Raw genomic sequence first — 10,149 nt, forward strand, 5'->3', positions numbered from 1 at the left:
GCTCCGCAGACACGACGCGCCGCCGCTACGCGGCGGAAAAACAACGCACTCCGTGCGTTGTTCCCCGGACTCCGTCCGGGGATGCCGGTCCACTCCGTGGCCCGTGAGGCCAACTCCGTTGTCCTCAGGTCCTGTTCGCTCCGCGATCAGGACGACGGTCCGCGCTCCGCGCGTACCCTGGCCAGCTACCTGAGTGGAAGTCAGGAACTGGGTGTCTCTGACTGCTTGACGGGGCATCTCCTTATCACTGACTCATGGTCAGATTCGTAGAGGCTGGTCTGTCTAAGAAGCTGTTGTCGTACCGACCTTGTTGGGCGCCAGTTCGAGTGTAGTGACTCGGTCGCGTGATCTTCGGATCCGATATGCATGAAGGCGGGGCCTCCTGTCCAGCTCGGGATTGTCGAAGTCCGAGCGACCTGAACGGGGGGCCCTCGTGTCGCACTCTTGCGGGTCCGTGCCGATACAGTCCAACTCGGTTACTCGGTCATGTGATTGCCTCGCTCACCGATTTGGGAACGCAAACGACCATCCGGACCGCGAGCCCCGGTACCCCTCGGACATGTCGGACGCGGAGTGGGCGGTCGTGCGGGACGCGATGCCGGTACCGGCGTGGATGAACGGCAAGGGCGGCCAGCCGGAGAGCTACTGCCACCGCCAGATGCTGGATGCCGTGCGCTACCTGGTCGCCGGCGGGATCACGTGGCGGGCCATGCCGGGCGACTTCCCTGCGTGGGACCGCGTCTACGTGTTCGCCAGGCGCTGGGGCGCGCAGGGGCTGCTGGCCGAACTGCACGACCGGCTGCGCGGCCTGGTGCGCGAGGAGGCCGGCCGCGATCCGGAGCCGACCGCCGCCATCATCGACTCGCAGTCGGTACGGGCCGCGGCCACCGTGCCCGCGTCCTCAAGGGGATACGACGCGGGAAAGAAAGTGCCGGGGCGCAAGCGCCACATCGTGGTGGACTGCCGCGGCCTGCTGCTCGCGGTCATGGTGACCACCGCGAAGCTCATGCTGGTGTGGGCCGACGGCGGCTACGCGGGCCGCCTGGTCGTCTGGGCAAAGGAGAAGCTCCAGCTCACCATGCAGATCGTCAAACGCTCGGACGACGTATCGGGATTCGTGGTGCTTCCGAGGCGCTGGTGCGTGGAGCGGACGTTCGCGTGGTTGTTCCGCTCGCGTCGGCTGGTACGCGACTACGAGACGCTGCCCGCCGTCCACGAGCAGATGGTCCTGTGGTCGATGACCATGCTCATGAGCCGCAGGCTGGCCCGTCGGCGAGCGTGAACCGGCCTGGGGCCGAACGTTGTCGCGTTCACAGAGCAGATCATGCCTGATCAGGGTGTGATCTGCACCGATCGGAGACAAGGTGTGGCCGGTAAGCCCGCGGTCACGCCTCCAGACTCTCCTTTTCGAGCCAAGCGCACACGAACGAGGCCACCTCAGCGGCCGACATACCGCTCGTCTCGACGACGAGGTCGGGTTTGGTGGCCTGCTTGGGCAGGCTGTTTTGATGCCGAGAGAGGCCGACCGGATGAGCATGGCGGCGCTGCCGGTCAGCCAGCGGCTCGTCGGTGACCGAGAGCTCGATGAAGGCGACCCGGGCCAGCCCCCGTGCACGCAAGTCCTGGAGTCGGCCTTCGAGGTCCGTGTTGACGACAGGCTCGAACGCCTGACCGTCGACGATCACACCGACGCCAGCGCCGAGAATTCCCACGATCCCCGCGTTCATCGCGAGGAGCATGGCGATGGCGTCGACACCGTTGTTGATCCGGCGCGCCCCAGGCATGGACGGGACATCCTGGTAGGTGAAACCGCGTTCTGCGAATCGGGCATTTGCAACGCCACCGGCCCACTGCCCGGGAACCATCCGGTAAAGCTCGTCCACTCCGAAACGCAGCAAGGGCTCACGGGTGTGCTCCTGGATGGCGGCCGCCAACGTCGACTTCCCGGCGGCGGAAGGCCCGGTGATCACGACGCACAGTGGGGGCTTGCCACCCATACAAGAATCCCTTGTCTCGATGCTCATGAACCCCAGGATGGCCCGTCGGCAAGGGCGAACCGGCCGGGGGCCGGCTCGACTGCCCAGCCGCGGTCCGCGAGCCGCTGCATCTTCGACCGTACCCCTTCAACGCTGGCCGGGCACAGCTCCAGCCCGAGTACGACGGTGATCTCCTGGCACGTCATCACCCCATCCTCCTTCGTGCGGCGTTCCACCAGGGCGGCAAGGATCTGCTGGTAGTCCACCGCAAGCACATCCACAGTCAGCGCGGGCCGCCACACCGGCACGATCGAACCTGCACGCGCGGCACCCGTCGCGGGCGCCCCAACGGACGGCACCTCGGCCGCCACCTCCGGCTTCAGCACACACGAGTTCTCGACCGAGACGGGGCCGACTACGCCGGTCTCCGAACGCCGCGGCGCAGACAAGACCTCGTCCACGCGCTGCCGGGCAATCAGCCACTCCTGCCAGTCCCTCTCCGCCTGGGCGAGCTCGGTCAGTACCCGGTCCGCTTCCTCCCTCAGTCCCTCCACGCGCACCCGCGCGGCTAACTCGCGGTCCTCCAGCAACCCCACGACCGACGCCATCTCGCGCCTCCACAGACTAGACAAAACGACAGCCCGAGCCTCCCTCGCCGACCTCGAAGTCATGCCTGACCTGGGGAAACACGACCATCAAGTTCGGTACAGCAACGCCTTCTCAGAACCCCTAACGAAATGGATCTTGGGGAACGCTGGGCTCGGTGGCCATGAGTCAGAGCGGTTCGCAAGCGGCGGCATTCTTCCGAGACGTCCGCGAAAACAGAGTGATCTGGCTTGTCCGGGATGATGACGTAAGCCCTACTCACCTCTCCGCGGACGGCACGCGAAGTTCTCCCTTCTGGTCGACTTCGCCCCGGGCTCAGAAGGCGGCGAAGATATGGGGGTGTGGGCTTTGCGTCGATTCCATTCTGGAAAACGAACAAGCCATGCGCGAGCAGTTCGCCCGAGTGCACGTCTGTCGTCGCTTCGCGATGGACGTCCTCTGAACACGGGCGACATCATTTCTCGACCCTGGCTCAGTTCCTGGACGCTGGCCGTGGTGGGCTACTGAAGCAGGATCATCTTGCGGAGCAGTTCAAATCCGGCGGCGTGGTGAGCGGAACCTTCGGCGCGTGGGCGGTCAGCTCCCTCGCCAACGGCTCCATCAAGCAGTACGAGTTCGTCCTCCCCTGAGGGACCCTCCTCGTCGCCTGCGCGCTCTCCCTCGCGGTCGGCGTCCTCGCCGCGGCCCTCCCGGCCCGCCGAGCCGCCGGCCTCGGCCCCCTGAAGGCCGTCGCTGAATCCTGGCCCCAGGCCGCTCGGCGGCGTCACACCCCCGCCGGGCGGCCACCGTCTGTCGGACGAGGGCCCGGCCGCAGGGAACGAGCTGCTCCTGACCGTCACGGGCAAGCCCGCGCGTCGTCCAGGCGAGTGTGGTGGGCCTCGTGCCGGACGGCGGCCGCACCCAGAGTATTCGACACCTGGTGCGCGGAGGCCGGGACCCGGTCGCACGTGCGCGGCTGACCGTAAGCGGATCTGACGGGCATCTGTGCAGCGGGAGTCGTACCTGCCACTCTGGAAGCCAGGGACACCGCTCGCTCGGCAGCCCTGAGGGCCGGACGGATCCGCGAGGGACAGCGGGGGCAACGGATGCCAGGTTTCTTGACGGACTTACCGACCTTCTGGGCCTTCGCGGTGGTCTGGGCGGGCGCTTTCACGGCGTTCATGGCGTTCTCGTTGCTCCGCCTCCGTTACGTGCTCCGGCGCGACCGGCGGGCCATCGGGCGCTTCTTCGAGACCGGTGACGCGAAGCCCGTTCTCGCCATGTATCACCTTGAAGGAGAGCGGGCCGCGACACAGGCCGGGATGCTGCTGCTCTCCGCCGGGCCCCGCTCCGTCCGCGGCCGGCGCAGGACGGTCCCGGCAGCAGGACCGGAAAAGCACCCCCTGCTGGTGTCACTGCAGAGGGCCGTTGACGACGCCGGAGGGAGCGGCTCTCCGGAGGCGACGAGAGCATCGTCCCACTTCCCGGCTTTCCGCTCCGAGCTGCGGCGGACGGCACGGCACAACCTCCCTGTCCGTCGGACGCGTTACGTGCCCGGCACAAGGGAAGGGTGGGCCGCGGTGTGTGGTCTGTTCGCGGTCCTCGTCCTCGGCATCGGTTTCTACGGCCACCAGCCGGGCTCGAACGGGCTCTGGTTCATGATCGCGTTGGTCGTGCATGTGCCGGTGGCGGTCTGGCTCGATGTGGTGAACGGGCGGTGGGCACCGGAGCAGTGGCCCGAGTTCGAGGCGTTGTGCGAGCGCTGCGTCACCGAGGCGGGCGTTCGCGTCCCTGAGCCGGAACGGGGTGCCGGCACGGGCTCCACCTCTGCTTCCGGCTGGGCCAACGACGGCGGTGTCGGCGCGGCCAGTTCGTGCGGCGGTGGCTGCGGTGGTGGCTGTGGTGGCGGCTGCGGCGGCGGGGCGTGAGCCGGTCGCGGCGTACCTTCGGTACCTGGCGGGCCGGTCGGCGCTTCCGGAGCTGGTGGCAGCCGACGTCGCGGGGCCGGCCGGGGACGTGCACCGGGATGGCGCCCGCTTCACCCGGAAGTTGGTCCGCCGGCATCCCGGTACGCTCCTCGCGCGCTCGCCGGGCAGACCTCGCCCAGAACCTCGCCGGGAACGGCATATCTGGTACCGGGTCAGACCTCCGCGGACGTCCGGGCGTCCTCGGCCGGTGTCACGGGCGCCACCTCGGGGGCGCCGCCGTGCCCTTCCGAGGACCCGAACCAGGCCACTGCCACCGCGCCCGATACCGCGAGCACGAACCCGGTGATCGCGGCCCAGGCGAAGCCGGGACGGGAGGCATCGCCGAGCCACAGCACGCCGATGATGCCCGGCAGGACGGTCTCGCCGACGACCAGCGCGGCGGTGGCGCCGTTGACCGAGCCGATCTGCAGGGCGACCGTGTGCAGGTACATGCCGCCGACTCCGGCCACCAGGATCGCGTAGAGCGCCGGGTCGCTGAGCAGTGCTCCCGGGTCGAAGGGGTCGATGCCGTTCAGCACACGGACCCCGACACCCAGGGCGCCGAAGCCCAGTCCGGACAGCAGGCCGGCCAGGATCGCGGCGCGCGCCCCCAGCAGGCGTACGACCACGGTGCCGCCCACGACCAGGAGCAACGAGATCCCCAGCAGCCACCAGTGCGTGGAGATCGGGGTGTCGCCGCTGCCTTCCGGGCCCGCCGCCGTCGCCAGAAGCACCAGCGCGGAGCAGACCACGGCGATCGAGGTCCGCTCGGCCCGGTTGAGCCGGATGCCGAGGAGCTTGATGCTCAGCACCGCCGTGATCACCAAGTTGGCGCTGATCACGGTCTGCGACAGGAACAGCGGCAGGAGGCGCGCCGCCAGTGCGCCGAGCCCGAAGCCGACGAAGTCCAGGATGGTCCCGACGATGAATTCCCAGGTCATCGCCGCCTTCGCAGTGGACGACAGGCTTGGGCCGCCATGCTGGGTCACGCTGCCTGCGGCGGCCTCCCGGCGGGCTGACTTCTGTGATCCGACGGCTTGAAGGACGGAGCCCGTGCCGTAACAGATCGATGCTGCCACGGCGGTGAGCAGTCCTATGAGCACCGAAAACTCCGTTCATGTATGGGTCGACGGGGGTTCGGTCCCGTTCCCACTGGCAGACGCGGATTTCGGCGCAAAAGTTGCTTCCGGCGAGCGCCGACGGCAGGAGCTCACCGGTGTTTGCCCACCACCGCGCACCGGGCTCCGGGCTCCGGCAGTACGAACCGGGGTGTGGCGTCGCCGGGCGCAGGGCAAGTTCCCCGGGCCCACGACGCGTGGGAGCCGGAAGGGAAAGTGGCCGCGGCTCTTCGCCTACGGTGACCTTGAGCTGAGTGTCTGCCGCTGTCACAAGGTTCCCCTCATCTGCGTCCATGCCTGGCGGTTGTCAGGGAGGAGGGGGGCGGGCACCGGCCGATCACGGCCCAGCCAGAGACCTACCGAGGTGAGGGTCTGCCTGTGCGCCCCTAATTCTGTTGACCACCTCCGGTGGGCGGTGCTGGAGTCGGCACGTGGACAGCATCCCCGCCAACCGGCGGCTCTGGAACCGGATCAGCAGCGCCTACCAGGACGAGCACGACTCGCGAATCGGCGCCACACCCCGGCTTTGGGGCATGTACTCCATCCCCGACGCGCACCTGCACGCCCTGGGCGACGTCACCGGCCAGCGCGTTCTCGAACTCGGATGCGGCGCCGGTCAGTGGTCCAGGGCGCTCGCCGCCGAGGGCGCCACCGTGGTCGGGCTCGACCTGTCCGAAGCCCAACTCGCCGCAGCAGCCCGTGCGAGGGGAGCCGCGCGCTACGCGCTGGTGCAAGGTGCTGCCGAGCAACTCCCCTTCGCCGCTGGCAGCTTCGACTTGGTGTTCTGCGACTTCGGTGGGCTCAGCTGGGCGCCGCCGCACCTGGCCGTCCCGCAGGCCGCACGTGTCCTGGGCCGGGGCGGGCGCCTGGTGTTCAACGTCGCCAGCCCATGGTTCGAAGCTTGCTACGACGAGGCTGCCGGCCGTGTGACCACGACGCTGCAACAGGACTACTTCGGGCTGAACACCATTGCCGAAGACGAAGGCGCGACCAGCTACCAGCTCACCTACGGCGACTGGGTCAGGGTCCTGCGCGGCTCGGGTCTCGTCATCGACGACCTCGTCGAACCGCGGCCCGCACTCGGAACTCCCAACGGTTACAACGAAACCGACCCACCCGACTGGGCACACCGCTGGCCGGCGGAACTGCTCTGGGTCACCCACAAACCATGAGTTCCACCGCGCCGAGCCATGGAGGCATGCCTTCACGGCTCGACAGGTCCGCAGTCAGGCCGGTCCGGGCGGCGGACGCGCTTCGGGGCGGCCGAGGGCCGCAACGGATCCGCGTACCTCGCGCCTCGGCTCAGCTTCCCCTCGGCACCTCGACGTCGTAGACCAGCGCATACACGATGTCCCGGGCCTGGCGCAGGTCGTAGCCCGTCGCGTCCACGATCACCTTGGCCGCCCGGATGGTGTCGCCACCCAGCATGAACATGCGCGCGTCGGCCTGGGCCTCGGCCGGAACCGGCAGGGCACGGGCTCGCCGCGGATCCACGCTCCGCGGGATCCTCGGAAGCCCGCCCTCCTTCTTTCTGCCCCCGAACACCTTCAGTCCCCCAACCCCTCATCCGTACGACCAGTCAGTTCGTGGGGCGCATCCTATGCGGCCGGGTGCTCAGGACGATTCGGCTCCGTCGCCAAAGCCGGAGCAGGCGCTTCGCAAGGAAGCAGTAGTCGGCCGAAGCCCCTGGACTGTCGGAGAGCCGGGTGACGGCGGGCGCCACCTGCCCCTTACGGGCTCTGCCGGTCCTGACGAACCTCGAAGTCAACCGCAGACCGTCTTCGCCGGGTGGAGAGATCTCCCAGCGGGAAGGGGAGCCAGCTCCACTCTCGATATGCGTTCTAGCCGCATTCCTCGCCGCTGCGCCGATCCGTAGGTTTCACGTCATGACGCTTTCAACCAAACACGTACCACTTGTCAACCGGCGACGTGGTCTGTTCATCTTCCTCGGTGTCGCTTACCTCGGCATGTGGGCGGCCATGTCACCGCTCCTGGCCAGCGGTTACCAGCGCGGTGACGCACGCGAGGAGACCGGTGCACTGCAGGAGGTGTGCATCTCCGCCGCGATGTTGGCACCGGCCCTCGCCGCCATTCTCGTCGTCCGCTGGGTCGAGCGCAGCGGTCGGGTGCGGGACACGCTCGCCCTGCGCTGGTCGAAGCCCTGGGGGCATACTGCACGGGCGTGCCTGTTGGCTTTCATCGTTCCCGCCGGCCTCACCACGGCTGCTCTTGTCATCAGCACCTTCGCCGGTCGCTACCAGTTCGGTGGAGTGCACTGGAACGGGCTCGGCTCGTGGGCGACCTCGGCCGTGCTGGGCATGCTGGTCTCGCTGCCGCTGTTCTTCGGCGAGGAGCTGGGCTGGCAGGGCTACCTTTTTCCGCGCCTCGCACAGAACGGTGACCGTCGGAGCCTGATACGGGCGTACGCAATCACCGGCGCGGCCTTTGCCCTGTGGCACCTGCCCACACTGCTGATGGGCGGCCAGTACCCGGGGCGGCCCTGGTACGTGTCGGTGCCCTCCATGGTGGTGAGTTGCCTCCTCATCCTGCCGGTCTTCACATGGCTGCGTCTGCGCTCCGGGTCGGTCGTACCCGCCGTCATCGGCCATGCGTTCGTGAGCTCGGTGAGTGTCGCCATGATCACGGAGTTCGCGGATGCCAAGTCGACGCTGGACCCCCTGCACATGAGCATGGTCGGATGGCCGGGCTGGATCGCCACGGGCGCGCTCGTCGCCTTCCTGGCGCTGACCGGCCGACTCCAGCCATCCTTCTACAAGGACCGCGCCGCCCTTCGCCCCGCATCGAGCCACAAACTGTAAGCGCCTGTTCTGCGGGACCGACCACGCGCCGAGCCCCCAAGGTCCGGGCAGGGCCACCGCCCGCCGAGCCTGGGCCGGGACACGCGCGCTTGACGAGACGCCCCGGCCCAGGTCTCGGTCCCGACCGTACGGGGCCGGGGCCGGGGCAGCACAGAGTCCGCTCGGCTCAGGCAGGGCAGCCGACCGGCGGCACGGGCCAGGAGTACCGGATGTCGGTGTGCAGAGCGAGCACCGAGTGGTCGGCGCCGAGCCGGAACCGTGCCCCCGTGCGGATCGTACGGATACGGATTGGGCACTCTGGCCAGTAACAGTGCAGCGCAGTGCGCCGAGGAGCCCGGACGGCACCAACGCCTCGGACCGTGACATCCCCGACGCTGTCCGGGCGGGAAGGGTGACGGTGCAATGAGTACGGCGGCCTTACCGGGACCGAACTGGTTCGCCGTTCCCCGCGGTGAGTTCTTTGGTCATGAAGACGCGGCTGGTGCCCGGCGGGTCGCACGGCACCTCGCCCAGACGCTTCCCTCCATCGCCTCGGCCTGCCGTCGGATGAACTCTGACCCTGGGCTCCTGCCAGGCCGAGGGCTGCCTCCACGACGCCTTCGGACGAGGGTCCGTCAACCGGATCCCGGGGTGGAGAAGCGGGTCCCGGGTTCCGTGCCCTTCGCGAGGGCCACCGCGAGCGCCCGGAAGATCCGGACCTCCGGGTTGTCGTCGTCGGCCCGTACCGCGAGGTAGCTGCTCTCCCACGGAGCATCGAGGACGGGTACGAAGACGGCGCCCGGCCACGCGTAGTACCGCGCGAAGGAGTGCAGGCCGGAGCCCGCCGCGCGGCCGGTGACCACGCCGGTCAGGACCTCCTGCGGGGTGACGGCGAAATGGGAGCTGCGGCGCTGGGCGCGGTCGTCGAAGTACAGATAGTCGGTGAACGTGTGGGGGGTGTGCCCCGGGACGCGGAACAGGGGCAGCTCGGTGAGGTCCGCGACGCCCACCCCGGACGTCCGGGCGTCGGCCAGTGGCGAGCGCTCGTGCACGACGATGATCCGCTGCTCGGTGGTGAGGACGTCCGCGACGAGCCGCTCGTCGTCCGGGCTCGGCCGTACGAAAGCCACGTCCACCCGGTCCTCCACCAGCGCGGTCACATGCTCCGTGAAGTCCAGCTGCCGGATCTCCACCCGTATCCCGGGCCGGGCCCGCCGGTAGGCGTTGATGGCCGCGGGCGTCAGTTCCGCCGAACCGTGCCCCATGATCCCCACCCGCAGTGGCCGCCCGTCATCCGTCTTCCGTGTGACGTCCGCCAGGTCGTCGAGTGCGGCGTTCGCGGCGTCGAGGAGGGTGCGCGCGTGTCCGGCGAGCCTTGTTCCGGCGGCTGTCGGCACGACGGGGGAACCGGACCGGTCCAGGAGCCGTGCGCCGACCTGGCTCTCCAGGCGGCGTATGTGCTGGGTGACGGCGGGCGGCGACAGGAACAGCCGCGCAGCGGCCCGCCCGAAGTGCCCCTCCTCGACGACCGCCAGGAACGACGACAGCAGTCGCAGGTCAAGCGCCATACGACCAGGGTAGACGGGGAGCCGTTTGGTCCGCGCGGGCCGGTCCCGCTTGGGGAACGGGCCGCGCGGCACGGACCGCCCGGGCCCGACGCAAGAGGCCAGACCCCCCCCCCCGGCCACCCCCACCCCGCCCCCCC

At 69.1% G+C, this 10,149-nt stretch carries 10 protein-coding genes; 5 read left to right on the forward strand and 5 right to left on the reverse strand.

The genetic code is table 11. The annotated features are described in order from the left end of the window. Positions 1–559: 559 nt before the first annotated feature. Positions 560–1,282: a transposase gene (locus ACFVFH_RS34600; protein ID WP_383776568.1), complete on the forward strand. Its 723-nt coding sequence runs from the start codon at positions 560–562 to the stop codon at positions 1,280–1,282. Between the two features lie 103 nt (positions 1,283–1,385). Here ACFVFH_RS34600 and ACFVFH_RS34605 read toward each other — a convergent pair whose 3' ends face one another. Further along, the gene (locus ACFVFH_RS34605; RefSeq protein WP_383776571.1) at positions 1,386–2,024 is read right to left on the reverse strand and encodes a chloramphenicol phosphotransferase; all 639 of its coding nucleotides are present in this window, start codon (positions 2,022–2,024) and stop codon (positions 1,386–1,388) included. After that, the gene (locus ACFVFH_RS34610; RefSeq protein ID WP_383776574.1) at positions 2,021–2,584 is read right to left on the reverse strand and encodes a hypothetical protein; all 564 of its coding nucleotides are present in this window, start codon (positions 2,582–2,584) and stop codon (positions 2,021–2,023) included. Before ACFVFH_RS34610 ends, ACFVFH_RS34605 begins: the two co-directional genes overlap by 4 nt. Positions 2,585–2,923: 339 nt before the next feature. Here ACFVFH_RS34610 and ACFVFH_RS34615 point away from each other — a divergent pair, with 339 nt between their 5' ends. Next, the gene (locus ACFVFH_RS34615) at positions 2,924–3,211 is read left to right on the forward strand and encodes a hypothetical protein (RefSeq protein ID WP_383776576.1); all 288 of its coding nucleotides are present in this window, start codon (positions 2,924–2,926) and stop codon (positions 3,209–3,211) included. A gap of 468 nt (positions 3,212–3,679) precedes the next feature. Next, positions 3,680–4,489 (forward strand): hypothetical protein, encoded by an 810-nt coding sequence (locus ACFVFH_RS34620; RefSeq protein ID WP_383776578.1) that lies wholly within the window; start codon positions 3,680–3,682, stop codon positions 4,487–4,489. A gap of 212 nt (positions 4,490–4,701) precedes the next feature. Here ACFVFH_RS34620 and ACFVFH_RS34625 read toward each other — a convergent pair whose 3' ends face one another. Beyond that, positions 4,702–5,631: a hypothetical protein gene (locus ACFVFH_RS34625; RefSeq protein WP_383776581.1), complete on the reverse strand. Its 930-nt coding sequence runs from the start codon at positions 5,629–5,631 to the stop codon at positions 4,702–4,704. Between the two features lie 446 nt (positions 5,632–6,077). On the opposite strand from ACFVFH_RS34625, the gene ACFVFH_RS34630 reads away from it, so the two are divergent. Next, a complete protein-coding gene (locus ACFVFH_RS34630; RefSeq protein WP_383776583.1) occupies positions 6,078–6,818 on the forward strand; it encodes a class I SAM-dependent methyltransferase in 741 nt (246 codons plus the stop codon). Between the two features lie 130 nt (positions 6,819–6,948). Here ACFVFH_RS34630 and ACFVFH_RS34635 read toward each other — a convergent pair whose 3' ends face one another. Beyond that, positions 6,949–7,140, reverse strand: a complete 192-nt coding sequence (locus ACFVFH_RS34635; protein WP_383776586.1) for a hypothetical protein — start codon at positions 7,138–7,140, stop codon at positions 6,949–6,951. 392 nt (positions 7,141–7,532) lie between these two features. On the opposite strand from ACFVFH_RS34635, the gene ACFVFH_RS34640 reads away from it, so the two are divergent. Then, positions 7,533–8,465 (forward strand): CPBP family intramembrane glutamic endopeptidase, encoded by a 933-nt coding sequence (locus ACFVFH_RS34640; protein WP_383776589.1) that lies wholly within the window; start codon positions 7,533–7,535, stop codon positions 8,463–8,465. Positions 8,466–9,079: 614 nt separating this feature from the next. Here the strand turns inward: ACFVFH_RS34640 and ACFVFH_RS34645 are convergent. After that, positions 9,080–10,012, reverse strand: coding sequence for a LysR family transcriptional regulator (locus ACFVFH_RS34645; protein ID WP_383776592.1), 933 nt, complete (start codon positions 10,010–10,012; stop codon positions 9,080–9,082). Positions 10,013–10,149: the final 137 nt, after the last annotated feature.

It is taken from the genome of Streptomyces sp. NPDC057697 (assembly GCF_042799335.1).
In the GTDB taxonomy this organism is placed as follows: Bacteria; Actinomycetota; Actinomycetes; order Streptomycetales; family Streptomycetaceae; genus Streptomyces.